The organism is Barnesiella sp. B2-R-119 (genome assembly GCF_023656675.1).
GTDB lineage: Bacteria > Bacteroidota > Bacteroidia > Bacteroidales > Barnesiellaceae > Barnesiella > Barnesiella intestinihominis.
Map to the genome: position 1 here is coordinate 295,514 of NZ_JAMOKL010000004.1, position 26,341 is coordinate 321,854.

21 protein-coding genes and 1 tRNA gene are annotated in these 26,341 nt (G+C 44.3%); 5 read left to right on the top strand and 17 right to left on the bottom strand.

Features of this window, described 5'->3' with window-relative positions:
* The 6 genes from NBH06_RS09565 to dapB form a co-directional block, all read right to left on the bottom strand.
* Window positions 1-1,494 carry a THUMP domain-containing class I SAM-dependent RNA methyltransferase gene (locus NBH06_RS09565; RefSeq protein ID WP_250794068.1) on the bottom strand — a complete coding sequence of 498 codons (1,494 nt, stop codon included), beginning with the start codon at window positions 1,492-1,494 and terminating at the stop codon, window positions 1-3.
* 24 nt (window positions 1,495-1,518) lie between these two features.
* Entirely contained in the window at window positions 1,519-2,421 is a 903-nt protein-coding gene (gene epsC / locus NBH06_RS09570) for a serine O-acetyltransferase EpsC (protein WP_008863000.1), read from the bottom strand.
* Window positions 2,422-2,497: 76 nt separating this feature from the next.
* The gene (locus NBH06_RS09575) at window positions 2,498-3,124 is read right to left on the bottom strand and encodes a WbqC family protein (RefSeq protein ID WP_195634242.1); all 627 of its coding nucleotides are present in this window, start codon (window positions 3,122-3,124) and stop codon (window positions 2,498-2,500) included.
* A complete protein-coding gene (gene lepB, locus NBH06_RS09580; protein WP_250794070.1) occupies window positions 3,121-4,014 on the bottom strand; it encodes a signal peptidase I in 894 nt (297 codons plus the stop codon). The genes NBH06_RS09575 and lepB overlap by 4 nt, the downstream gene beginning before the upstream one ends.
* Before the next feature lie 44 nt (window positions 4,015-4,058).
* Window positions 4,059-5,465 (bottom strand): S26 family signal peptidase, encoded by a 1,407-nt coding sequence (locus tag NBH06_RS09585; protein WP_040296316.1) that lies wholly within the window; start codon window positions 5,463-5,465, stop codon window positions 4,059-4,061.
* 57 nt (window positions 5,466-5,522) lie between these two features.
* Complete coding sequence (dapB, locus tag NBH06_RS09590; RefSeq protein WP_250794072.1) at window positions 5,523-6,242, bottom strand: 4-hydroxy-tetrahydrodipicolinate reductase; 720 nt, start codon at window positions 6,240-6,242, stop codon at window positions 5,523-5,525.
* Window positions 6,243-6,590: 348 nt separating this feature from the next.
* On the opposite strand from dapB, the gene NBH06_RS09595 reads away from it, so the two are divergent.
* A complete protein-coding gene (locus NBH06_RS09595) occupies window positions 6,591-7,877 on the top strand; it encodes a DUF2851 family protein (RefSeq protein ID WP_046410668.1) in 1,287 nt (428 codons plus the stop codon).
* Between the two features lie 98 nt (window positions 7,878-7,975).
* Here the strand turns inward: NBH06_RS09595 and rbr are convergent, their stop codons facing one another.
* Window positions 7,976-8,554, bottom strand: coding sequence for a rubrerythrin (gene rbr / locus NBH06_RS09600; protein WP_118687007.1), 579 nt, complete (start codon window positions 8,552-8,554; stop codon window positions 7,976-7,978).
* A 102-nt stretch (window positions 8,555-8,656) separates the two neighbouring features.
* Window positions 8,657-10,243: an L-aspartate oxidase gene (nadB, locus tag NBH06_RS09605; RefSeq protein WP_008862993.1), complete on the bottom strand. Its 1,587-nt coding sequence runs from the start codon at window positions 10,241-10,243 to the stop codon at window positions 8,657-8,659.
* A gap of 423 nt (window positions 10,244-10,666) precedes the next feature.
* Between nadB and NBH06_RS09610 the strand changes: the two genes are divergently transcribed.
* Entirely contained in the window at window positions 10,667-11,875 is a 1,209-nt protein-coding gene (locus tag NBH06_RS09610; protein ID WP_250794074.1) for a glycosyltransferase family 4 protein, read from the top strand.
* Between the two features lie 280 nt (window positions 11,876-12,155).
* Here the strand turns inward: NBH06_RS09610 and NBH06_RS09615 are convergent, their stop codons facing one another.
* Window positions 12,156-13,349: a glycosyltransferase gene (locus NBH06_RS09615; RefSeq protein WP_250794077.1), complete on the bottom strand. Its 1,194-nt coding sequence runs from the start codon at window positions 13,347-13,349 to the stop codon at window positions 12,156-12,158.
* Between the two features lie 134 nt (window positions 13,350-13,483).
* Between NBH06_RS09615 and NBH06_RS09620 the strand changes: the two genes are divergently transcribed.
* On the top strand, window positions 13,484-14,521 hold the full coding sequence (locus tag NBH06_RS09620) for a glycosyltransferase family 4 protein (RefSeq protein ID WP_250794079.1): 1,038 nt from the start codon (window positions 13,484-13,486) through the stop codon (window positions 14,519-14,521).
* 81 nt (window positions 14,522-14,602) lie between these two features.
* On the opposite strand, the gene NBH06_RS09625 is transcribed toward NBH06_RS09620, so the two are convergent.
* The 6 genes from NBH06_RS09625 to tyrS all read right to left on the bottom strand — a co-directional run bounded on the left by NBH06_RS09625 (window position 14,603) and on the right by tyrS (window position 20,600).
* Window positions 14,603-15,574, bottom strand: a complete 972-nt coding sequence (locus NBH06_RS09625; protein WP_250794080.1) for a glycosyltransferase family 2 protein — start codon at window positions 15,572-15,574, stop codon at window positions 14,603-14,605.
* 11 nt (window positions 15,575-15,585) lie between these two features.
* A complete protein-coding gene (locus NBH06_RS09630) occupies window positions 15,586-16,563 on the bottom strand; it encodes a glycosyltransferase family 2 protein (RefSeq protein ID WP_250794081.1) in 978 nt (325 codons plus the stop codon).
* Between the two features lie 14 nt (window positions 16,564-16,577).
* On the bottom strand, window positions 16,578-17,555 hold the full coding sequence (locus tag NBH06_RS09635) for a glycosyltransferase family 2 protein (protein WP_250794082.1): 978 nt from the start codon (window positions 17,553-17,555) through the stop codon (window positions 16,578-16,580).
* 2 nt (window positions 17,556-17,557) lie between these two features.
* Window positions 17,558-18,433, bottom strand: a complete 876-nt coding sequence (locus tag NBH06_RS09640; protein ID WP_250794083.1) for a glycosyltransferase family 8 protein — start codon at window positions 18,431-18,433, stop codon at window positions 17,558-17,560.
* 723 nt (window positions 18,434-19,156) lie between these two features.
* Window positions 19,157-19,227: transfer RNA gene (locus NBH06_RS09645), tRNA-Gln, on the bottom strand.
* Window positions 19,228-19,307: 80 nt separating this feature from the next.
* Complete coding sequence (gene tyrS, locus NBH06_RS09650) at window positions 19,308-20,600, bottom strand: tyrosine--tRNA ligase (RefSeq protein WP_250794224.1); 1,293 nt, start codon at window positions 20,598-20,600, stop codon at window positions 19,308-19,310.
* Window positions 20,601-20,789: 189 nt separating this feature from the next.
* On the opposite strand from tyrS, the gene NBH06_RS09655 reads away from it, so the two are divergent.
* Both NBH06_RS09655 and NBH06_RS09660 read left to right on the top strand, forming a co-directional pair.
* Entirely contained in the window at window positions 20,790-21,338 is a 549-nt protein-coding gene (locus tag NBH06_RS09655) for a UpxY family transcription antiterminator (RefSeq protein ID WP_250794084.1), read from the top strand.
* 81 nt (window positions 21,339-21,419) lie between these two features.
* Window positions 21,420-22,664, top strand: coding sequence for a hypothetical protein (locus tag NBH06_RS09660; RefSeq protein ID WP_250794085.1), 1,245 nt, complete (start codon window positions 21,420-21,422; stop codon window positions 22,662-22,664).
* Between the two features lie 51 nt (window positions 22,665-22,715).
* Here the strand turns inward: NBH06_RS09660 and NBH06_RS09665 are convergent, their stop codons facing one another.
* The gene (locus NBH06_RS09665) at window positions 22,716-23,582 is read right to left on the bottom strand and encodes a DUF4249 domain-containing protein (RefSeq protein ID WP_250794087.1); all 867 of its coding nucleotides are present in this window, start codon (window positions 23,580-23,582) and stop codon (window positions 22,716-22,718) included.
* 6 nt (window positions 23,583-23,588) lie between these two features.
* Complete coding sequence (locus NBH06_RS09670) at window positions 23,589-25,739, bottom strand: TonB-dependent receptor plug domain-containing protein (protein ID WP_021891759.1); 2,151 nt, start codon at window positions 25,737-25,739, stop codon at window positions 23,589-23,591.
* Between the last annotated feature and the right edge of the window lie 602 nt (window positions 25,740-26,341).

Genomic DNA, 26,341 nt, shown 5'->3' on the forward strand with positions numbered 1-26,341 from the left:
TTATTCTGGTTTGTCGGAGTCTTTTTTACGATTGTCGTCCGACGGTTTTATGGAAGGCTGCTTGAAGGTTACGAATTTCCGAAAAGCCGCTTCTCCGTGCAAGCGTTCCGATTTTTCGCCGTCGGGTTTGAACCGCTCCGGACGATCGAATGTTTTTTTCCCTATGGGTTTTCCCGGTTTGGAATCCCGACGGAACGAAGGTTTTCCCGATCGGTCGAAACGCTCTGTTTTGTCGCTTCGTCGGTCGCTGTCGTATGTCCTTTTTCTATCGAAAGGAGCTTTGCCTCGCAGATTGGTTCGACGAGTCTGTCCCTCCCGTTTATCCAAGTTTTTGCCTTCTTCTTTGAATTCTTTGTATCGGCCGTCGAAAATCTCGTATTTCCGGTATTCGCACTCCAAAGCTCCGTTCATCAGGTCTATTTTTACCGAGGGTTTCAGCCCTATTTTATCGAAGCATTCTTTGTGGTAACTGATGATCCATGCATCGTACCCTTTGAAAACATGCTTTAAACGGTTGCCTATCGATTCGTACAGTCCGAACAAATCGCTCGATGAGATACGTTCTCCGTAAGGGGGATTGGTGATGAGAATGCCTTGTTCGGACGGAGCGGTCTCGTATCGTTGTATAGGCATGATTTTGAGATCGATGTATTTAGCTACTCCGGCGCTTTTTATGTTTTTTGTCGCGATGTCGATCGCTCGCGGGGAAATGTCGGAGCCATATATGCGATGGGTAAACTCCTGTTCGTGACTATCGTCGTTGTAGAGCGTTTCGAACAGCTCTTCGTCGAAATCTTTCCATCTTTCGAAAGCGAAACTTTTCCTGAAAATACCGGGATATGTATGGGTAGCGATCAAAGCGGCTTCGATGAGAATGGTTCCCGACCCGCACATAGGGTCTATAAAGTCGGTTTCTCCGTGCCACCCCGTTTTCAATATCATTCCGGCGGCCAATACTTCGTTGATGGGGGCTTCGGTTTGTCCCACGCGGTATCCTCGCTTGTGCAGAGACTCTCCCGAACTGTCGAGCGACAGCGTGCAGCTCATGTGCGATATATGGAGGTTCAATACGAGTTCCGCTCCGTTCAACCGCACCGAAGGTCGTTTGCCTGTCTTCTCCGTGAAATAGTCGGCAATGGCATCTTTCGCTCGGTAGGTCACGAATTTGGAATGTTTGAAACAGTCGGAATAGGTGACGGAGTCGATCGAGAATGTCGTTTCGGGGGAAAGCAGGGTATCCCATTCGAACGCTTTCATTTTTTCATAGACTTCGTCGGGGTTCGATGCTTCGAATTTATAAATAGGTTTCAGTATTCTCAGAGCCGTTCGACAGGCCAAATTGGTTTTGTAAAGAAGAGTCTTGTCTCCGTGGAAGGATACCATTCTTCGACCTATTTCTATATCCTCGGCTCCCAGATTTTTTAATTCTTCTGCCAGAACATCTTCGAGTCCTTGAAAAGTTTTCGCTACGATTTCAAATTTTTCGGTATTCACGATGGTGTGTATTGTATTTATTTCTTATGGTTTTGCTTTGGCTTGTACAAGGCGTTCCCCGGGAGCTACGTTTTCGGTAACCCAGATGTTTCCACCGATTACAGCACCTTTTCCGATGGTTATTCTTCCCAATATGGTGGCATTGGAATAGATGATGACATCGTCTTCTATGATGGGATGCCGGGCGATACCCTTAATGGGATTGTTGTTTTCGTCCAGTGGAAAACTGCGAGCCCCCAACGTTACTCCCTGATATAGCTTCACTCTGTTTCCGATAACGGAGGTCGCTCCGATTACGACTCCGGTTCCGTGGTCTATGGCGAAATATTCCCCGATAACGGCTCCCGGGTGTATATCTATTCCGGTTTCGGAGTGAGCCATTTCGGTAATGATACGGGGAATCAAGGGGACGTCCAATTCTAATAGTTTATGGGCGATGCGATAGTTGCAAATCGCCCGGATAGCGGGATAGCACAGAATAACTTCGGCTTTGTTTTGTGCTGCCGGATCCCCGTTGTACATGGCTGTAACATCGGTGGATAAGATGCGGCGCATTTCGGGTAGGAAAGTGATAAAGTCGATTGCTTTCTGTTCGGCCGATTCTTGTAACCGTTTTAAATCGCTGTCTGTATGATCGGTATTTTTTTGGAATAATAATCCTGCTGAGATTTGTTTGACCAATACTTCGAAAAGTTTTTCGGTATTGATACCCGTGTGGTAGAGCAAATTTTCTTTGCTTACGTCGGGGAGTCCGTAGAATCCCGGAAAAATGAGCGACCGGCAGAGCGATATGAGTTCTTGCAGTTGTTTTTCGGAGGGAAGTACTTCTCCTCTGCATCGCTGGTGATGCAACTCTTCGAGAGAAAGAAAATCGGATAGTTTTTTTACAGTCTCTTTCAGTCTGTCTGCGTATTCGTAGCTACTCATGTGCAAAGATGGGTATTCGCATTTTGTGCAAAGATAACAAAGATAGCCGATAATAGTGCTTTTACGGAATTATTTCTTAGGTGTTTTGGAGAATAAGAATCGATTCCGGGCCCATATTCATCAGAAGGTCGATGATACTCAGGTCGGGTTGGAAACCATATTTTTCGGAGAATACCTGATAGTAGGGTTTCGGTTGTACGGGTAAGATGGTTTCGGCTTTTCTTCTCTTGGGGTGTATGGCATCTCTTAGGTCTGTTTCCCCGGGAGCAGGTTCGGAGTAAGACGAACTGTATTCTATATGCGGTTCAATACCTATGAGGTTGCATACGGTGCGGCGTATTTCTTCATTGAAATCCAATAGAAATTCGTACCGCTTCTCGAAGAACGGGCGTATATCGTCTTGGTAGTATTCGAAAAAAGGGGAGGACCCGTAAGCCGAAGCGATAGCATTCCAATGTAAATGCCTCCACTCTCCGTGGTCGGAGATACGAATATCTTTCGTAGGACATTTAATCGTGTCGGGTTTGACGATAGGGACGGACAATGCCAATAGTCCGTTCGCTCCGGCTATGTGGCAGCGGTTCCGATAAGTTTGTTTCGTATAGTTGCACCACTGTTCGATGACTATCCGATCGTATCGGAGGAATGATGCGTAGTAGGATACCGGAGCGAAATAGGCGGTCGATAGATATACTGTACTCATAATTCGGTTTTGAAGAAACGATCGGTGCGTAGCGATTGCCAGAACGGTTTTTCGGGATTTCTCGAATAACCGATGCATACGCCTTTACCGATGAGGAGGGAGTGGGGAAGAACTCCGAAAGAACGGGAGTCGGACATGCCGGCTCTGTTGTCTCCTATTACCCAATAATAGCTTTGAGTGAGCCGACATGAGGTTAATTCCTTCCCGTTTTCATAGATTTTCCCGTTGTCGTACTCTACTTTGCGGTTTTCATATCGGGTAAGTATGCGGTAGAGAAACTCTGCATTTTGGGAAGTGATGTGTATTTGTTCATTTTTTCGGGGAAGGGCGACTTCATAAAAATCTCTTTTCAGAAATACCGGGTAGAGTAGAGAGTCGGCCGATAGTTGTCTCCTTACTTTTTCGTAGTCATACCGGGAGAGAAACAGTAGGCGGCTGTCTTTCAATTTACCTTGCTCGATAAAGAAGGAATTGTTTTGTCTCATCATTCGATTTACCCGATGTTCGAGGGAATCGGGCGAAAGATAGGCTTCGAGGATAAGAGGAGGCTGGGCGACGGGCTTGTGATTAACGAACAGTTTGTTACCTGTACTTTTGATCGTGTCGCCGGGCAAACCTATGCAACGGGCGATGGCAATTTCGGTTACACCCGATTGGGTTTGAGCGATTTCGGGTAATTCGAACACCAAGACATCTCGGTATTTCGGGTTTCGGTTTCCCCACCGAAACGACCACTTATCGACCCATAGCCGGTCTCCCGGCAACAAGCTGTTTTCCATTTGGCCGGGAGTAATGCGATAGGGTTCTATGATGAAAAAACGAATGAACCATACACTCCCGATAATGATGATTACCGTGAAGAAAATCGTACGTATGGTTTCTTTTTTCATGCTTAGGGCATAAAATATCTATTTGTAAAAATTGAAACGGTTTCTTAGTTCACAAGGCTATCTACCGACCGGAACATTCGGTTGAAACGGATTTTCCCGTCGAAAAGTCCTTTATCTTTGTCGAGCGATAAGAATACGAACATAGGCTTGCCTACGATGTGGTCTTCGGGAACGAATCCCCAGTAACGGGAATCGGCCGATTTATCCCGATTGTCGCCCAACATCATGTAATAATCCATTTTGAAAGTATAAGAGTCGGTTTCTTTTCCATTGATATATATTTTGCCGTCTCTGACTTGCAGGTCGTTATGTTCGTAGTTCCTTATGGGGCGTTCGTAAATGGGCAGGTTTTCGAGGGTCAGTTTCAAAGTGGCTCCTTTTTTAGGAATCCATACCGGCCCGTAATCGGAGCGGGTCCATGTGTTCGAGCGAACTAACGGATAAGTTTGGCCGCCGAAGAATCCGGGTTCTCCCACGATCTGTTCTATCGAAGGGTCTTTTTTCATCATGTCGATCATCGCCTGTGTCAAAGGCAGTTCGTAAACGGGATTCATACTTCCGTCGGGGTTGGGGAGAAGCCCCCAGCTTTCGAGGTTCATACGGGCGTTGAGGCTCGATACGTCGATAGGTACACGGTCTTCGACACTGATACCCCATTTTTCAAAGTCATTGTTACCGAGATAGCGTCCGTTGGTTCTAACCAAATAATTTAGCTGCATGTTTTTGGGACGGGGTTGTTTCACTCCGTCGATGTAGATGTCGTTATTGACAATGCTGAACGTGTCGCCCGGTAAGCCCACACATCGTTTCACATAGTTTTCCCGACGATCGACCGGACGGTAAATAATATCGCCGTACAGAGCTTTGTTGCGGTTTACGGCTTCCCGGCCTTCGAGGAAGCACAGGGTGTAATAATCCGGGTTGGGTTGTTTCACGGCTACCGTATCGCCTGCCGGAAAGTTGAAGACAACGATGTCGTTGCGTTTTACCGGGCCGAATCCTTTGAGACGATGGTAGTCCCATTGGGGCCATTCGATGTAAGATTTCGTGTTGAGAAGGGGTATGGTATGCTGGGCGAGCGGGAAGTGTAACGGTGTGTTGGGGACACGAGGGCCGTAACTCATCTTGCTGACCAATAGGAAATCGCCTACCAATAGCGATTTTTCGAGAGAAGAAGAGGGTATCTGATAGTTCTGAAAGACGAATATAAAGATGAAATAAACCAACACTAAGGCATAGACGATGGCATCGACCCATTCCATCACCGTTCGAACGACCGGATTTTTACTGGTTTTCCACCACCCCCACGGAATATATTGGGTGAGATAGATGTCGATAAGTAGCAACAGGCCGAACAATACATAGTAATTGTTTAGCCAAATAGTCCACCCTATATATAACAAAGCTACGATGGAGAAACGTATCCAGCGAGTTTTTTTCACACGTTTCAATCGTTCTGCCAGACTGTATTTGTCGTTGGTTGTCGTTTGATTCATAACGGTTATGTGTTATTTGAGGAATGAGAATAAATCTTGCATAGTGAGAAATCCTTTTTTCCCGACGGTAAATTCGGCGGCGACGACAGCTCCGAGGGCAAACCCTTTTCTGTTTTTCGCCTCATGGGTGATACGTATCGTATCTACGGCACTGTCGTAGACGATGGTGTGTGTACCGGGTATTTCCCCTTCGCGTCGGGCGGTGATATGGATACTGTCATCGGTGACCGGCATATTTTCGCTCCACGAATGTTTCGCATCGAGTTGGCCGATAATATCTTCGGCCAAAGTAATAGCAGTCCCGCTGGGGTGATCGAGTTTATGAATGTGGTGTATCTCTTCTATTTCTACCGAATATTGGGGGAAATGGTTCATGATACCTGCCAGATATTTGTTAACGGCAAAGAAGATATTAACTCCCAAACTGAAATTCGAGGCATAGAAAAAAGTCTGGCCTTTCTCGCAGGCTTCGCGTATTTCCGGTAAATGTTCCAACCAGCCCGTAGTGCCCGATACTACGGGTACGCCGGCCGCGAAAGCCCGCCGATAATTGTCGATGGCGACCGACGGAGTTGTGAACTCGATAGCGACATCGGCGCTTTTGAATGAAACTGAATCGAAATCTTCCTGATTGTCTTTGTCGATGCGACAAACAATCTCATGCCCACGGGACAGAGCCGCTTCTTCGATGGCATGTCCCATTTTTCCATATCCTATGAGTGCTATTTTCATATCGAACTTCTGTTACAAAACATCTCGGTTTGTACCGATTAATTCAACAAGGTTTGTTTAATTTGCAGATAATGCAAAGATAATAAAAGATGAAAGCAGAGGCAAACGGAAATCTTGTTTCCGGCTTGGCTATGCCGAATCGTATCTTATCTTCGTAGTGACAAAGATAGCGAAAGGTGGGAGCAGGACAAAACAAACTTGTTTGTTTTTCATTTATACACTTAAAGATAGTGAAAGGTGAGAGAAGCGGCAAATGGAAATCACATTTCCGACTTGACTCTGCCGAACCGTATCCTATATTCTACAAAGATAGTGAAAGTCAAAAAATTTTCGTCTTAAAACGTTTTTATGGAAAAGCTCATGCAATATATCTGGCAACATCGGTTGTTCGACCATACGAAGTTGGTCACGACGGACGGTCGTAAATTGAGGATAATCGATAACGGACAATTAAATACCGATTCGGGTCCCGACTTTTTCAATGCGAAAATTTCTATCGACGGTTGCGTATGGGCAGGTAATGTGGAGATGCATCGACGTGCATCGGACTGGCGGCGGCACAATCACCATCTCGACCCGGCTTACGATTCGGTGGTTCTGCATGTGGTCGAGGTAGCCGATACGCCGGTTTATCGCACGAACGGAGAGGAGATTCCCACGTTGGTGTTGTCGTGCTCTCCGTCGTTTCGTTCCGATTATGAAACTTTGGTTTCTCATTCTTCCTCGCAATCTTGCGCCCCCCATATTGCGGAGTTGGGGCCGATTGTCTTGTCCGACTGGATTTCTTCTCTCGCTATCGAGCGGTTACAATCGAAGTCGCAGCGGCTGCACGATTGGTTGGATTTGTATAAAGGAAATTGGGAGGAGGTCTGTTATGTTGTCGTCTCCCGCAGTATGGGATTCGGTATCAACAGCGATGCTTTCGAGCGGTTGGCACGTAGTCTTCCGTTGCGATTTATGCAAAAACATGCCGATTCTCTGTCGCAAGTCGAGGCTTTCCTGTTCGGGCAGGCGGGGCTGTTGGCCGAGGGCGAGTGTCCCGGAGACGACTATTATGCGAGATTAGTCAATGAATATGCTTTTTTGAAAAATAAATTCGGGCTGACACCGATTAACCGGGACAGTTGGAAATTCTTCCGGTTGCGTCCGGCTAATTTCCCTCACAGACGATTGGCGATGCTGGCTCAATATATTCATCGGGGTTTTAATCTGTTTTCCCGGATTTGCGAGGCGGGTAACGAAGAAGAATTGCGCCGAATTTTCAAGGTGGAACTTTCGGGGTATTGGACCACGCATTATCTGTTCGGACACGTGTCGCCCGAATCCCCGGTCGTTTTGGGTGAGTCGGCTATCGATATTGTGCTTATCAATGCGGTAGCACCCTTACTGTATGCCTACGGTATGTATGTCGGCAATGAAGATATGACCGACCGGGCTCTCTCGTTACTCGAATCGCTACGTCCCGAAAAGAATTCGATCGTGCGTCGTTTTTCCGATATAGGAATACGGGTGACGAATGCTATGGAAAGCCAAGCTGTCATACAATTGAACAACGAGTATTGCCAAACCCATAAATGCCTTTATTGCCGGATAGGTCATAAATTACTTTCTCGTTCGGCGATGAAGTTGGGGTAGTGATGGTGACAAAGATAGTTTATCGAATATAGAAATACCCGTAGCAGACAAAGGCGTCCGCCACGGGTATGGTCGTATGAAAAGATAGATAGTTTTGTCTAATAGTTGTCCCTTGCCGGTTCGAAAAACGAGCGGGGTTCGAGGCAAGCCGGGCATCGTGCCGGAGCTACGCTGCCTTCGTAGATGTATCCGCAGTTACGGCATTGCCAGCGGATAGGCGCTTCGCGCTTGAATATCGATCCGTTTTCGAGTCGTTCCAGAAGTTTGCGATAACGCCATTCGTGGAAGGCTTCTACTTCGGAAATCATTTTGAATGCAGTCGCTACGTCTTTAAACCCTTCGTCTATGGCGACCGATTCGAAATCGTTATATAGAGCAGACCATTCGAGTTTTTCTCCTTCGGCGGCTTCGAGCAGATTTTCAGCCGTATTGCCTATACGTCCGGCCGGATATTCGGCCGTAATGGAGACCATTCCGCCTTGCATGAATTTGAAGAATCGGGTGGCATGTGCCAACTCCTGTTCTGCTGTTTCGGCGAATATGCCCATGATTTGTTCATATCCTTCTTCTTTCGCTTTTTGGGCGAATAACGTGTAGCGGTTGCGGGCCTGTGATTCTCCGGCGAAGGCTTTCAGCAGGTTTTGTTCGGTTTTTGTTCCTTGAATAGATTTCATAATCGCATGTTGTTTTTGTACAGTAAAAACAGTATGCGGTGAAAAAGGTTCAAAAAAAGAGCCACATTTTGTCGTGTGGCTCTTCTATTGTCGTGTAGACAATCTTTATTTCATTTGCGGGGTATTATCGGTGTGGGGATAATCTATCGTGTAGTGAAGTCCCCGGCTTTCTTTTCGGTCCATAGCTTGTCGCATGACAAGATATCCGGTGTTGATCATGTTCCTCAATTCGCATATCTCTTTGGAGGCTTTACTGCGTTTGAAGAGGCTTTCGGTTTCTTCATACAGAATATCGAGCCTGTCCCATGCCCGTTTAAGCCGCAGGTCGGAGCGAACGATACCTACATAGGTACTCATGATTTGTCCGACTTCTTTGACGCTTTGAGTGATAAGTACCATTTCTTCGGGCGATTGTGTCCCCTCGTCGTTCCATTCGGGAATGTTCTCCTGATAGGAGAAGTTATCGATTACTTTAAGACTATGTTTGGCTGCGGCATCGGCATAAACGACAGCTTCGATCAATGAATTGGAAGCCAGCCGGTTCCCTCCGTGAAGTCCTGTGCAGGCACATTCGCCTACGGCATAGAGCCGGTTTATGGACGAGCGGGCATCCAAATCGACTTTGATACCTCCGCACAAATAGTGAGCCGCAGGTGCTACGGGAATGTAATCGCGTGTGATGTCTATACCTAAACCGAGGCATTTTTCATAGATGTTGGGGAAGTGTTTTTTTGTCTCTTCCGGGTCTTTGTGAGTGACATCGAGATAAACATGGTCATCGCCCCTGTTTTTCATTTCGTTATCGATTGCCCGCGCGACGATGTCGCGTGGAGCCAAAGAAAGGCGAGGATCGTATTTTTGCATGAACTCTTCGCCGTCGAGTGTTCGCAATACGGCTCCGTATCCCCGCATGGCCTCGGTGATGAGGAACGACGGGCGATCGCCGGGGTGATATAAAGCGGTCGGGTGGAACTGGATAAATTCCATGTCTTTTACGGTTCCCTTAGCCCTGTATACCATCGCTATGCCGTCGCCAGTAGCGACGAGCGGATTGGTCGTGGTCTGATAAATAGCTCCCACGCCGCCGGTCGCCATGAGGGTGACTTTGGAGAGGAATGTATCTACCTTACCGGTTTTCAAATCGAGCACATAAGCTCCGTAACATTCGATGTCGGGAGTCTGCCGCGTAACAGTTACTCCGAGGTGGTGTTGCGTAAGAATCTCGATGGCGAAATGCTTTTCGAAAATAGTGATGTTGGGGTGTTGTTTGACAGCCCGTATCAGGCTGTCTTGAATTTCCGCACCCGTGTTGTCCTTGTGGTGCAGGATACGAAATTCGGAATGTCCGCCTTCCCGATGAAGGTCGAATTCCCCTTTTTCGTTTTTATCGAAATCGACCCCCCAGCTGATGAGTTCTTTGATTTGCGAAGGAGCTTCTTTTACGACTTTCTCGACTGCGGCGCGGTCGCTGAGCCAGTCGCCGGCGATCATCGTGTCTTCGATATGTTTCTCAAAGTTGTCTACCAACGTGTTGGTTACCGAGGCTACGCCACCCTGTGCGAAATAGGTATTTGCCTCCTCCAATTCTGTTTTGCATATGAGCGCCACTTTTCCTTTGTGTGCTACTTTCAGGGCAAAACTCATTCCGGCTATCCCGGAACCGATGATTAAAAAGTCGAATTTTTGTATCATCTTTTTCTCCAATTTTTAGAGAATGCAGAATCCATTCTTCATTTTTCCAGTGCACAAAGATAAAAATAATTGCTACAAGATGTACCTTTGCACCCGGAATCTGTTTCGAATAGTTAGAATCTGTTACATTTTTCGTTAGGGAAGATGAAAATTACAGGTGTATTCAAGTCTTTTCTTTGGGGCTGCTTGACGAAATTTAGGACGGTATTTCTCGTTATAAAGAGTTTATGACAATTGTAATGTATAGTGACATCTTAAAAAATAGAAAAAATAATAGTTTTGTAATAATTTAGTAATCAGTTTGTTGTTGTTTATTTCAGAAGTCTTCATACAAAATGATGGAAAAAATTACAGGGGGCATGCAGCAAAATAAACGACATATACATCTATTTTAATGTAACCATTAAAGTTGTATTTTAGGGAATGATTATAGGGTTCGATGCAAAGAGGGCGAATGCCAATTTTACCGGATTGGGGAATTATAGCCGATTCATGGTAGATACGATGGCTACATACGGTGATGAACATAAGTACCGTATGTACATTCCCAAGCAGTGTAAAAATGCTTCGTACGACTCGCTTTTAAAACATAAAAATGTCTCTTCCATATTGCCTCGTTCTTCCGTTATGAAACGTTTCAGGGCTTTGTGGAGAACCTTTTTTATTAAACGAGGGCTGTTGCAAGACGGTGTACAACTTTATCATGGACTGAGTAACGAGTTGCCCGTGGGGATTCATCGCACGGGAATTCGTAGCGTAGTGACGATTCACGATTTGATATTTCTTCGTTATCCTCAATATTATCACCGTTTGGATAGAATCATTTATGACCGAAAATTCAATTATGCCTGTCGTAAGGCCGATCGTATTGTAGCGGTGAGTGAATGTACCAAGCGGGATATAGTTAAGTTTTACGGTATTTCTCCCGAAAAGATCGATGTCGTTTATCAAGGATGCGACCCTGTTTTCGCCCGCCCTGTTTCTAAAAAAGAAAAAGATCGTGTTCGCGCGGCTTACGGGTTGCCCGAACGTTTCATTTTGAGCGTGGGAACGATTGAAGAGAGGAAAAATCTGCTATTGGCGGTAAAGGCTGTCGAAAAGTTGGACGACGTTCATTTGGTAGCCATAGGGAAAAGTACCGATTATGCTAAAAAGGTGCAGGATTATGTAGAGGCTCATGGATTGGAAAATAGAGTGCATATTATCCATAATTTGAAATTCGGCGATTTGCCGATATTGTATCATCTGGCCTCGTTGTTCGTATATCCTTCTCGTTTCGAGGGGTTCGGAATTCCCATTGTCGAAGCTCTTTCGGCCGGGGTTCCGGTTATCGCTTCCACCGGTTCCTGTTTGGAAGAAGCCGGCGGCGAACACTCGATTTACGTTGATCCCGACGATGTGGAAGGTATGGCGAATGCCATGAAAAAAGTACTTGCCGACGAGCATTTGCGTCGGGAGATGATAGAAAAAGGGAAAGAATATGTGGTTCGTTTCGATCCGAAAACGTTGGCCGACGAGATGAATGCCGTATATCTGAAATGTTTTGACGATAAGACCTTTACCGAAGATAGGTTTGTGCAGACTTCGTCGAACAAACGGACAAAAATTTCTCACTATCTTCCTTTTTTCTAAACAAGTTCGAGGGTAATTTTTACGTTAAATCGAGCGGGAATTAGCTTTTTTGTTCTTAGCGGCCTATTGAGGTTACCTCTTCTTATGTGATAAATCTTTTTTAAGGAAGAACAGTTCTCTGTACCCATAGTATAGTGCGATAAAAGAAGTGCTATGAACCTTCTCCCCTGTGTTTTGCAACGCAAAATATAGGGGAGAAACCGAAGAAACGACAGTTTCTGAGGAGAGGGGTTAGATTGGATAAAGGTACAAACCTCTCTGATTTACTACCGACCCGAGATTAAGACTTGTGTCCTATTGTATTTAAAAGTTCTATCCATTTCTCCCCGATAACCTCCGGTGAATAGGATTTTGATTTCTCAATTACATTTTTTTGAATCCTTTTTCTTGCTTCCGTGTTGTTCATGACAAACAACAGTTTTTTTGCATAAGCCTCCAAGTCAAAAGGAGGAATCAATAGGCCGTTTATCTCATTGGGTGATAATATAGACTTGACTCCGTCTGAACATTCAAAGGCTATCGGGACGATACCGTTTGCCTGTGCCTCTGTCAGAACCAATCCCCAGCCTTCGAAAGAAGAGGTCAAGCAAAGGATAGAAGCCCTGTCGTAGTACTGTTTGGGATTGTTGCAGAATCCGGCAAATTCTACATTGGTCAGATTTAATTTTTTGACATACGCTTCCAATTTTTTCTTTTCATCACCTTCTCCCACTATTATCAATTGCCAACCGGCAGTTTTCCCTTTGAGAATGTTCCATATATCGATGAGCCTGTCGACTCTTTTGTCGGCATACGATAGTCTTCCCATAAATAAGACGATATTTTGTTTGTCGATAACGATTTCTTCGACTGGCTTGACCGAGTTGTTTATAGAGTATAGTTTTTGGGTATCCTTTAAGCGGAGTTTATCCTTGATTTGATTCGAATAACTATCGCATAAGGTTACATAGGCATCGACTTCGTCATATAGCTTTTTGTAAGTTTTGAGAAAACTTTTATGATACGATTTGAAAGTATATATTTTGTGAATATCGATTAAATAATATCGTATCGCTCTCGATATGGATAGTTTTGCATTTCTTTTCTTTCTTGCTATTTTATCTTCTATTTCCCAAAAGGGCATACTGTGGTTGCAATAAATGATTTTCAGCTTGTTATCGAGGGCTTTTATTTCTTGAATCGATCGTAATACGTAAGCTTGTATGATTAGATACTCAATATTCAGTTTTATTGATGTATTGGCTATGAATTTAGCGTTTATGCTACTGTTGGAATTTGCGGTATCGGGTAGTGTCAATACTTTGAAACTCTCGTTAAATAGATAATTTACAGGTAGTTTGTCTTCATAATATTCCCTTGTAAATAAAAAAATGTTATACCCTCTTGCTATAAGATATTCACAAATGTCCAACGTGACGCGTTCGGCTCCGCCTTTGGGGAAATATTCGTGAAAAAATGCTATATTGCGCTTCATTTTTTTGATACAAAAATAGATTAAATGTTCAATAGTTCGGTTATTTCCATTTCAATTTTTCTATGGTATCCCATTTATTTGTCGAAGAGGGGCATAAATGTTATTTTTGTACCAAGCATTAAACAACGTATGTTATGATTATTATCGATTGTGAAAAAATGAAATATCCCAATACCGGATTATTCTTTTTTTGCGATATGCTTGTGAAAGCGATTATCGCAGAAAATCATGGGGTGAAAAGGTTAGGATTCTACGTCCCGGGCAAGTATGAGGGGCGATGGGGAGAAAATTTTTATTACAAGAAAAAGAATCTCTTAGACAAGCTACTGGTTATAAGCCCTAAGCGGTGTGAGTTATGGCATACGACTTTTCAATTGGCTCATTATGTGCCGTGCAATGGGAAGGTGCTGCTTACGGTTCATGACCTGAATTTTTTATATGAAAAGGCCGGGAATAAGCAAAAAAAATATATTGCGAAGTTGCAAAAGCTGGTGGATAGGGCCGACCGCATTGTCGCTATATCGGAATTTACCAAGAATGATTTGATTCGACATATCGATGTGGGGGAGAAGCATATCGATGTAATATACAATGGTTGTAATGTTTATCGTGGAGAGATAAGGCAGCCGGATAGTTTACCGGCGAAAGATTTTATATTTTCTGTGGCGACGGTATTGCCCAAGAAAAATTTTCATGTGCTTCCCTGTTTGCTAAAAGGGACCGATCTTGAACTGGTTATTGCGGGAAATAAGTCGGATTATGTAAATGTCATACTGGAAGAGGCTCGAAAATATGGTGTCGAAGAGAGAGTGAAAATTGTAGGGCCTATCGAAGAGAGAGTGAAACATTGGTATTTGAAAAATTGTAAAGCATTTGTTTTCCCTTCGATAGCAGAGGGTTTCGGGCTACCGGTGCTTGAAGCGATGGCTTATGGTAAACCGGTTTTCCTTTCTCGTCATACGTGCCTTCCTGAAATCGGTGGAGACTATGCCTATTATTTCAATATGGATTTCGATCGTGAGTTGATGCAGGTGGAATTCAAAAGAGGGCTTGAAGACTATTATGGCGATGTAAGCAGAAAAGCGGAAGAAATAAAAGAATATGCCAATCGGTTTTCATGGGAGAATACCGCAAGGCTTTACCTGAGGATTTATGAGGAAATGGTAAGGTGAGTTTCTATTCCATAGAATTTAATATGTAGTTTGTGCGTTCTGTCACAAGTTTGTAAATCTGCTCCCTACGTGTTGTGACGGCTATTTGATTTTCTTTTTGAAGATATAATATTGGGCGTACAATCTTCCTAATAGCCGGTTGTGGGCGTACAGGGTGAATAGTTTGTAAAAACTTTTGACTTGGGGTTTGAGGTCGGGATATTGTCGCAGAATAGCGAGGCTTTCTTTGCTCAGTTTGTGTGCATCTTTGAACCATCGTTTGCTCAACAACTCGTTGTTTGCCTGTATGCGTATGGCACTGAGTTCTTTTTGTAAAGAACTGTATTCGGGTTTATTTTTGAGAAAATTGTCAACCAAAGAGGGGTAAAGGAGGATATTCCCGGCTTTCTTTTCACTGAGGCGGCTGTTGGTGATGGAGTTCTCCCGTATGATATAATGTAGAAGCGGTCGGCTTTTCAACACAGCGACACGGGAAGAGTAGTAGGACAATTGTGTCGTGAGAAAAACGTCTTCGCCATAACTTAATTCTTGCCGGAATGTAATGCTGTTTGCATATAGACTGCGTTTGTGCAAATAGCTCCATACCGCCCAATGGGCCTTGGAAAAAGAGATTGCCGAGAAATATTCCAAACCGGTGTAGCTTGCGCAAGCTATCTCGATGGAACGTTTGGATTTGCCGGAGTCGGGATAATCGAACCAGAATGGAAAAACGACCATATCGGCATCCTTTTCTTTGGCTTTGCGGTAGACCAGCTCTATGGCATCGAGTTCTAAATAGTCGTCTCCGTCGAGATGTTGTATATATTCTCCGTTTGCGGCTTCTATTCCCGATTTGCGAGCGTATGCCAAGCCTTCGTTAGCTTTGTCGATAACGACGATACGGGGATCTTTGTCGGCATATCGGGCGATGATTTCCGGCGAGTTGTCGGTGCTGCCGTCATTGACGACGATGATTTCTATATCAGGGAATGTTTGGGCAATGACCGAGTCGAGACATTTTTCAAGGTATTTCCCGATATTATAAACTGGTATGATGATAGAAACGGCAGGCATGGTTTCGATGATTAGGCTTTGATTTTCCCTTTGCGAATGTAGTATGCCATATACGCTTTTCCTAAGAAAGAGGAGAAACTGTATAGACGTATGAGCTTGACGAATCGATTTACTTCGGGAAACTCTTTCAACCGGGGATATTTTTTCAGACTACGGGTCATGAGCCGGCAACGTTCCGCCATGCCCTCCCGCCAGTTTTTGAGTAGCAGTAGAAAGTAAGCTCTGAACCGTATGTAAACGATGTCCTCTGCGAACTGCCTATTTTCGGGCGTACCTTCGAGAAAGGTTTCGATGAGATTGGGGAATAGCAAGACGTTTTCGGCCTTTTGTCGGGTCATGCCCGTTTGTGTCACGGAACTTTTTCGAACCACATAGTGGTACAGGGGCTTGTCCCGGAGAGTTACGATTTTTTTTGCCCGGTAAGCGATTTGTATGCTTTGGTAAGCGTCCTCTCCATAAGTGAGATTTTGCAAGTAGTCGATGGGAACAGCATGTAGATCGCGACGTTGGAAAAGGAATACTAAATTCCAACGGTAGTCTTCGTGTGCCATCGTATGGATAGCCGAGATATTATTGTATTCGTCTTGTGTCCAAAATGGCGGTTCTTCTTGTCCGCATGGTGAATCTATGAGAAACCGCATGATGACTATATCGGCATTGGTTTCTTCTGCTCGGTTGAAAAGCAGTTCGCAAGCATCGGGTTCGAGGAAATCGTCCCCGTCGAGATGTTGCACATATTTTCCATGTGCTGCTTCGATACCCGATTTACGAGCGTAAGCAAGACCCTCGTTCGCTTTGTGAATAGCGACGATACGGGAATCGGTTCGGGCGTATCGGTCTATAATTCTTGGTGAGTTGTCGGTACTGCCGTCGTTGACGACAATGATTTCGATATTTTTCAAGGTTTGACCGATAACCGAATCGAGGCATTTTTCGAGATGTTTCTCTATATTGTAAACTGGTATGATGACAGATACACAGGGTTGCATGGGACCTTGCTTTTTTATATTCGTATTTTTCCTTTGCGAATATAGTATTTCATGTACAATTTTCCTAAGAAAGAGGAGAAACTATATAGGCTAATGAGTTTAGTGAACCGTTTTACTTCGGATATCTCTTTCAATCGGGGATATTTTTTCAAGCTGCGGGACATAAATCGGCATCGTGCTTTCATACCGGTTTCCCAATTTTTTAACAACAGAATAAGATATGCCTGAAATTTAATGTAAACGATGTCTTCCCGAAACATTTCGCTATCGGGAGTCTGTTGTAAGAACCGTTCGATGAATTGCGGGTATGACTCTATGCTCTCGGCTTTTTGCCGCGTCATGGCATGTTGCGATACGGAACTGTCCCGCACGGTATAGTGGTACAGGATTTTGTCCCGTAATGTCACTATCTTTTGGGCTCGATAAGTCAGTTGGGTAATTTGATAGGCATCTTCTCCGAAAATAAGTTGTGGAGGGCAGTCCACCGGACGATCGAACAACTCTTTCCTCATGAGGCGAGACCAAAGGCTCCATCGGAACTCCTCGTGCGCCATCGTGTGAATGGCTGTAACCGGGTCGTATTCGTCTTGTGACCAGAACCGGGGCTCTTCTTTATGCTGAGGATACTCGATGTCGAACCGCATGATGACCATATCGGCACGGGTTGCTTGCGCTTTTTTCAGAAGCCGTTCGCAGGTATCGGATTCTAAGTGGTCGTCACCGTCGACAAACAGAATGTACGACCCCGTTGCCCGTGCTATTCCGCAATTTCGTGCCGATACGACCCCTCCGTTCGTTTTGTGAATGGCGACAATACGGGAATCGGTTCGGGCATATCGGTCTATGATTCGGGACGAGTCGTCTGTACTGCCGTCGTCGACAACGATGATTTCGATCTCTTTCAGGGTTTGACCGATAATCGAGTCGAGGCATTTCCCTATATATTGTTCTATATTGTACACCGGTACGATGACAGATACACTGGGTTGCATATTTAGCGAGATTTTATGCCGAATATTTTTTTGAACCTGCGGACGATTTTGTACTTCGACCTTTTGAAGCGGTAGTCCCAAATATCGTTTTTATAGGGAGTTTTTTTCAGATAGTCGAAATACAGGCGGCTTTGCGGATTGGGACACTTCCAAACAGACCAGGGTTTCGCTCTTCCCGTGTAGTGAATGATGGCGGCTTTGTCTCTTTCTTGGGGATGCTTGATAGCGTTCTCGGTCGTGAAGTTATACCTTTCGGGCAACTCTTTGACTCGGCCGCGGCATACGATATTGATGATATCTTGGTCTTGGAATTGTATCTGTTTTCCCAGCGAGATAGTTGTTTCACATAGTTTTTCGTATATCTTTTTTTCCCGCATTTTGGGTATGTTCAGGAGTAATACTCCGGCATTGATATACAGTTCGTCGGACGAGAAACCTATCTGGGGTTTATAGTTGATATTTTCTATCCACAGGTCGTGAACGCCGGCACATAGATAGTCGGTGATGTCTGTGTCCCATAACTTTTCTAATGAGCCGTTTACCACTAAATCGCCGTCGAGGTACAGCGCTTTGTCGAGTTGCGGATATAGTTCGGGAATGATATACCGGTAGTAGCTTACAGGAGATACCAAATAATCTATATTACGGTGAAAAGAATCGAATATTTTTTCTGTAATGAGTTGATAATGAATGGAGCAGTTGGCGTATTGTTCTTCTACTTGACTAAAACGCCTCTTATTCTTTTCCGAAATATAGTCTGTCAATAAATAAAAATGGCAATGACGGTTCGGGGTATTTGTCAAGACAGATACCATTGTTACGCAATAATGCGATGTGTAACTGTCGTTCAGGGCGAAAAATATATGGAGGTTGTCCATCGAGGTGTTCGGTTTTGATTAGAATCGATATATGAATCGAAAGTTTTCCAATTTCTATTATGACAAAGATAATATTTATAAATAGATAAGAGAAAGCTATCGGCCGAAATTTCCGATTCGGTAGAAAATCCGTGGGGTTAGCGATGAGATTCTTGTCGATAACCACATACCGGACTTTTGGGAGGGGCTGATTCTTGCTTAATTAAAACCTCCTCCCTGGCCGTGCCCCACAATACTACGGGACACGGCCAGGAGAGAGGTTGAGGTGTATTCCCCTTTCGCCTCTGCTTCGATTTTATGTGCAGTACCCCGTAATGCTACCGGATACGGTAGAGGGAGAAAGGAATACCCAATGTTGGTATTACCCCTTCTCCCCTGTGTTTTGCAATGTAAAATATAGGGGAGAGACCGAAGAAACGTTAGTTTCTGAGGAGAGGGGTTGAGAAATATTACAAGGAATTTTTTTGACAGTGTTTTTTTAACCCCCTCGTCCTGCGGACACTCCCCCTATATTCCCTAACGGAAACACAGGGGGAGAGGATTGAAAGTGGTGTTTCAGTTTCGGTATAAGGATACATTGTGCACTTCTCCCCTGTGTTTTGTAGCGCAAAATATAGGGGAGAAACAGAGGAGCGATAGCGACGAAGAGGGGGATTGGAAAGATGACATGCCGAGAATTGTTTAAACAGAAAAAGAGCAGTGGATTCCACTGCTCTTTTTCTGTTGGCTTACCAGGATTCGAACCTAGACAAACAGAACCAAAACCTGTTGTGCTGCCATTACACCATAAGCCAAACTCTATGCTTTGAGGGCTTATCCTCAAAAGCGAGGCAAAGATAATCGGTTTTTATTTCTTTGCCAAATTTTGAGCGAATTATTTTGCAATGAGCAGATAATAATTCTTTTTCCCGCGTTGTACAATGATATATTTATTGTTCAATAGGTAAGTTGCATCGATCTTCGTGTCGGGAGCGGCGAGTTTCTCTTTGTTGATGGATACGCCGCCGCCTTGTGTCAGCTTCCGCATTTCACCTTTCGATGGGAATATGGCGGCCACTTCGGTCGTCAGCTCTACGGCCGGAATGCCTGCAAGAACGGTATCGCGAGATATTTCGAATTGGGGTACGCCTTCAAACACGGCGAGCAAGGTATCTTCGTCGAGTTTATGGAGTTGCTCCGATGTCGAGTTACCGAATAGTATATTAGAGGCTTCGACAGCGGCTTCGTAATCGGCTTCGGAGTGTACCATTACGGTAACCTCTTTGGCCAGACGTTTTTGCAACACGCGCAAGTGCGGAGCTTCGTCGTGCTCGGCACTCAGAGCCTCTATTTCTTCTTTGGAGATCGATGTGAAGATTTTGATGTAGCGTTTGGCATCCTCGTCGCTTACGTTCAGCCAGAACTGATAAAATTTGTAAGGGGAGGTGTAACGAGCATCCAACCATACGTTGCCCGATTCGGTTTTCCCGAATTTCGTTCCGTCGGCTTTGGTCACGAGCGGGCAGGTGAGGGCGAATACTTCCCCGCCGTTCGTGCGGCGTATAAGTTCCGCTCCGGTAGTGATATTACCCCATTGATCGGATCCCCCTAATTGCAACTTGCAATTCTTGGTCTCGTAGAGGTGCAGGAAATCATAACCTTGTAGAAGCTGATAAGTAAATTCGGTGAAGGAGAGCCCGTCTCTGGCTTCGCCGTTCAGACGTTTTTGAACCGAATCTTTTGCCATCATGTAATTCACGGTGATATGTTTACCTACGGTACGGGCAAAATCGAGGAATGAAAAGTCTTTCATCCAATCGTAGTTATTCACCAGTTCGGCATGATTGGGAGCATCCGAGTCGAAGTCGAGAAATTTGCTCAGTTGTTTTTTGATACATTCCTGATTGTGGCGCAAGGTGTTTTCGTCCAAAAGGTTACGTTCTTGCGATTTTCCCGACGGGTCGCCTATCATGCCGGTTGCACCGCCCAACAACGCTATGGGTTTGTGACCGCACCGTTGGAAATGTCGCAACATCATAACGCCGCATAAGTGGCCGATGTGAAGCGAATCGGCTGTGGGGTCGATACCTAAATAGGCTGTGACTATTCCTTTTTCAAAAAGTTCTTCGGTTCCCGGCATCATGGTGTGTACCATTCCGCGCCATTTTAATTCTTCTACAAAATTCATCGAATGAAAACTTAATTTAATGTTGATTGTTTCGATGCAAAAGTACGACTCTTTATCGAAAGAAACAATCTTTTGAAATAAACAGGCCATAAAAATGCCGATTATTTGTTTTTTCGATTATTCGGTTTATTTTAAATTATAATTGAACGATTTGATTAACTTTGCGCAAACCTATTTTCAGTATTCGTTATGGGAAAAAATGAACTGGAGGCCAAGCAATGGTTTGCCATTCGGGTGACATACAGCCGAGAGATGGCATTGAAGGAATATTTAGACCGCTGCCGCATGGAATCTTTTATACCTATGTCGTATAAGGAGGTAATAAAAGGCGAGCGAAAGGTGAGAAAGTTGGTCCCGGTTATTCATAATCTTGTTTTTGTCCGGTCCACTCGGGAAAAGTTAGATGAGATAAAGCGGGATATCTCTTTGAAAGTCCCCATACGCTATATCATGGATCGGGAAACTCGCAGGCCTTTGGTTGTTCCCGACAGGCAGATGCACAGCTTTATAGCGGTGGCGGGTGCTTATGACGAACAGATCGTTTATTTAGACCCGACGATCGTCTCTCTGCGGGAGGGCGATCGGGTGCGTATCGTCGGAGGAGTATTTTCGGGGGTCGAGGGTATTTTCATTCGCATTAAGGGCGATCGCCGTGTCGTCGTATCGATAGAAGGGGTCATGGCTGTGGCAACGGCATTTGTACATCCGTCGTTGATCGAACCGGTATTGCAAAAGTAAAATATTAATAAAATAATATTATGCTTGACCAATGGTGTGAAATATTTATATATTTGCATTTATTTAATAAAAAATAATGATATGAAACTATTGATGAAAAGAGCTTTTACAGTGGTTTTAGCTGCGGTTTTATTATTCGGTTGCGGGGAAGACAACAACAAAACAGGTGGTAACGAGTTGACTCCTCAAGAGAACAAAGCTAAATTGGAACAGTGTGCGATGGAGGTTCTGGGAAAAATTAATCCTCAGGACCATAAAACGTTGGTAGAGACTATCGATGCGTTTGCCTATAAAGCCGATTATGGCTTGTTTGAAGATGAAATCGGGCCGACTCCGGGTGAAGGTATCGAACCTAATCCGATGGGAATGATGAGTGTAATTCGTAAAGCTGTAACGACTTACAATCCCGTTGTGTTGAGTGTATTGGCTACCGAAGTGGATTATATAGCTATTCCAACGGGTATTTACACATTCGATGAAGTTGCCCGTGAATGGGTGGGGACTCCGTCGGCCGAGGTCCTCGAATTTGTGTTTGAAGTCGAAGGTGTCGAGTCGTCCATCTCGATACGAAAAAGCGGAAAAGAAACACAAATACAAACCGACGAAAATACTATCGTCTTTGTTCCTGAACATGTGACGATGACAGTCAATAAGGGAGCTGATAAATTGGCCGAATTGTCGGTAAATAATACTACATTGGATATCAATTCCTTGAAATTCGATAGCGAGATAGCGTTGAAAACAAATGCCGATTATACGTGGGCAGTCCATGTTGATATATCACCTTCCGAAGCTGTGGCTTCTGCTTCGATGGAGATCGCTTCTGCCAATATCGTGAGTGTTGTTGCTGGACTCCAATTAGATGCTTCCAAAGTCAATCCTCAAATGACAGAAGATGATCTTATTGCTTCCATCTTGTCGGCTACGACTACATCGGTTGTGAATTCTCAGTTGATGGTAGCTGGTACAGCTCCTAAAATTCAAGAGATGATTTATGCCTTGAATAATATCAATGCTTCTACCGATAAGGAATATGCTATTGCCGAAGCTGCTGTATACAATCAATATATGGACGTGAACATGCAATACACAGGAGACGGGGTTCCGTTCGCCTCAGTCGAGGCACAGCCTTATTTGGAATATGAATATAGTTATGGAGACACTCACTATGAATATTATGAAGTGGAGCCGGTCATTGTATTTGCATCCGATAATTCGAGATACAGTTTCGAAGAGTATTTCAATGAAGCCGATTTCGGTAATGTACTTCAAAGTGTAATGACATTGTGCGATCAATTTGTTTCGTTCGTGAAATATTGCAAATAAGAAATTAATAATTTCAGATAAAAAGAGGCGCTTTTTTAAGCGCCTCTTTTTTTACTCTTGACAATCCCGACGGACAATCAGATCGTACATTTTTACACCATATCCACACCAAATCCCCAATCCTCCCTGTACATTGGATTTTAGGTTTGTATTGCTGGGGAATAACGGATTTTGGCCATTGGTTATTTCATTTTCATAACTGTTCCAAAAGTCGAAACCATGCTGAGGTATTTGGGTAAATTTTACTTGTACGGTATCGTCTATGCTATAAAATGGGATAAATTTAGTCGTGTAGGTAAAATGTACTCCTTTATAAACCGGAATGGCTGTTTGACTGTCTTTAACGATAGCATCGTCTATGGTACCGAGAAAAGAAGAATAGAACCGGCCCTCCTTATTGGTTACCCGTGTGAAAAATTTGTAATAGTTCTTTTCCGAGGAGTCGTCGTTTATATAGGCACTGATTTGAAATAGGGTGTCATTGTCTGCGCTGCGGGTTACTTTTATATCAGATAAAGGAACGGGACGAGGTATCGTAGTAACGGCAGTGACCGTTTGCCCCGAATATTCTACTGTGAGCGTGTAGGTTTTTCCGGGTTCACCCGTCATCATGCTTCCCCGATAGATAAACGGCGGGGTATAATCGGTATCTATACGTCCGGTAAGTACCTCTGTTGTTTGCCCGTCGCTCACGGTGACTTTTGCCCAGCGGATAGGAATTTCTGAGAAAGCCAGACTATCTACTACCGAGTTAAGCGGGCGGGTTTGGGAAAGGCACACGTAGGCGACATTTCCCGATTCTATCCAACCGTCTACTACAATTTTCGGTTCGAAATCCTCGACCTCGAAGTCCCATTTCACTTTACAACTGTCGAGGGTGACTATTGATATCAGGAGTATGTAGGCACACTTGCTCATGAAAGTTTAAAATTTAAATGAATAACTGATAGAGGGTATGATTCCGTAAATGGATTTTCCCCTCTTACGGATAATCAGTTGGTCTTTTTTACCATTTTTATCTTTGTCTTGTATGATGTCGACAGCCAAATATGCAGGATTATTTCGGTTGTAAGCATTATATAAGGAGATATTTATAACTTGCTCGGTGTTCTTCTTTTTGGAAATCCAGTAATTCGCCGATAGATCGAGTCTGTGATAAGCCGGCATGCGCCCGCCGTTATGCGGTCCATATTCGCAAACGGCATTTTCTCCGACAAGATACATGCTTTCGGGCATGGTGAGGGCATTTCCCGTTGCATAGACAAAGACGGCGGAGCAATCCCAACGGCGGTTTATTCTGTAATTGGCTACGATCGATAGGTCGTGTCGCCGGTCTTGTTTGGCCGGATAAGGTTTTCCGTCGTTTATTTGTGCTGTGTGGCGATATGCCCAGCCGAGAGCATACCCTATCCAGCCGGTCAATCGACCTCGGTTTTTTCGAAGCATGAGTTCCATACCGTAGTTATATCCCCCGCCGATATAGATTTTGTCTTCGATAATATATTGTTGACTGATCATGTCGATGAGGGCTCCGGCCGATTCCATTTGGTTGTGCAGCCGTTTGTAGTAAAGCTCCGATGAAAATTCGTAGTTGTCTTGGTCGAGAGCTATGCTGTACCCGGCAGAAAAAGAATGCGCTCGTTGGGGCGGAATGTTGCGGGATGCCGGCATCCAGAAATCGGTAGGAAATCCGATACTCGAAGAAGATACTTGCCCGATATATTGTCGGGTGAGGTTATAGCTTAATGAGATCCGTTGGTTGCTTCCCGGTAGGAAATAAAGGGCAATTCTCGGTTCGAAACCTCCGTAGAACTTGATGAGTTCTCCTTTTCCATAAGTTTGAGTGTCGATAATTTCTCCTTGTCGGTAGGTATGGTAATTGAACTTTCCGAATTGAGCCGTTCCGCTATATCTTAATCCAGCTTCTGCCGATAGACGGGGGGAGAAAAAGTATTTGCCATTTATGAATAGAGCGCCTTCGTGTATGCGATATAACCGACTGTCCGGGTCGGTGTGTATGGTATAAGCGCCTTGTGTTTCCACAATTTGAGGATACATGTGATGATATACATATTCCAGCCCGTATGTACCGAGAAATTTTTCTTCCCGAAAGGAGAAGATATTTTTATATCCGTAATCGGTAATTTCGGAAGGAAGCCAAGCTGTAAATTGATTTTGAGAAATGCTCAGTCTGTTTTTATACCGAGTGATGTAGAATGTATGAGTCATCTCTCCGATTCTCCCTAATGGCCTGTTCCACAGTATCGAAGCTGCTATATTGCTCCATTTGATACGTCCTTCTGTTTGGTATATGCCGGTTTCGATATCGAGGTAATCGCTTCCGTAATAAAAATTAGCGGTTACTTTATCTTTTTCCGAAGGTTGGAATACGAAAGTGGCATTATAATCTTCGAAATCATAATCGACCGGAGTGTCGGTCATTTTGGTTGTAAGAGGTTTTACCAAAAGTCCCAGATAGGTTTTTCTCCCCGACAGATATACCGAAACTTTCTTTCCGAGGGGTAAAGCTACCGTAGCTTGCGAGGCGATTATTCCGATGTTACCGGAAACAGTCGGTTTGGAGACGAGTGTGTCTCGTGTTTGCATATCGAGAGTTGCGGATAGCCTACCGCCTTTGGAGGCGTCGAGGTGAGATTTATAAAGTGTAAAGGTATTCATGTGCCCACTATTGAATACCGAGAAAAAACCCAGCATGTGCATAGCATTGTATATGGGAGCTCCGTTCAGAAGTATCTGGTTGTGAGATGATTCGCTTCCTCGCACATAAAATCCCGAGTTTAGTTCTCCGGTAGTCAATACACCCGGCATTAGCTTCATGGTTCTTAAAGCATCGGTTTCACCCAAAAAACGAGGCAAGGTGTTTAGTTCGGCGACATTCAATTTTATTTTCCCGGAAAGAAGGCCCGACAAGATTTTCCGTTGTTGCCAAGCTGTTATTTCTACTTCTTTCAGCGTATGGCGAGTATCTGTCGTGTCCTTTTTTTCGACAGATTGGGAAAAGCTGGAGAAGCAGTTCAATGCGACTAATAGGAATATCGTGATTTTTTGATACACAGTTTTTTCTTAAAAAATAATGTGAGCGAAGACAGAGGCAATTTAGGTATTTCTGTCGGGGAACAATCTGTTATTCATTTTATGCAAAGATAGCGAAAGGTGAGTGCTGAGGCAAACGGAAATCCTATTTCCGACTTGACTATGCCGAACCGCACCTATCTTCATAGTTACAAAGATAGTGAAAGATGAGTATCGGAAAAAGAGAACTCGCCTGTTTTTCGTTCCGGATTGCATCCTATTTTCGTGTTCTCGACAAGGGTATGTGGGCTCAGTAGATAATTAGTGAGGACTGTCTTTTTATACTGCTAGCCCCTTCATCAAAGATTATATAATCTTTTCAACCCCCTCGCCCTACGGGCACTCCCCCTATATTCCTTACAGGAACACAGGGGGAGTGGATTGAAAAGTAGTCTTTTCTCCCTATGTTGTTTTGCAACTCCCTGCAATGCTACGGGACACGGCAGGGAGAGAGGGGAGTACTCAATTTTGTTACTGCTGTTGGTATTGCTCTTTCTCCCCTGTGTTTTGCAGTGCAAAATATAGGGGAGAGACCGAAGGAACGGTAGTTTCTGAGGAGAGGGGTTAGAAAGATTGTTCGATTG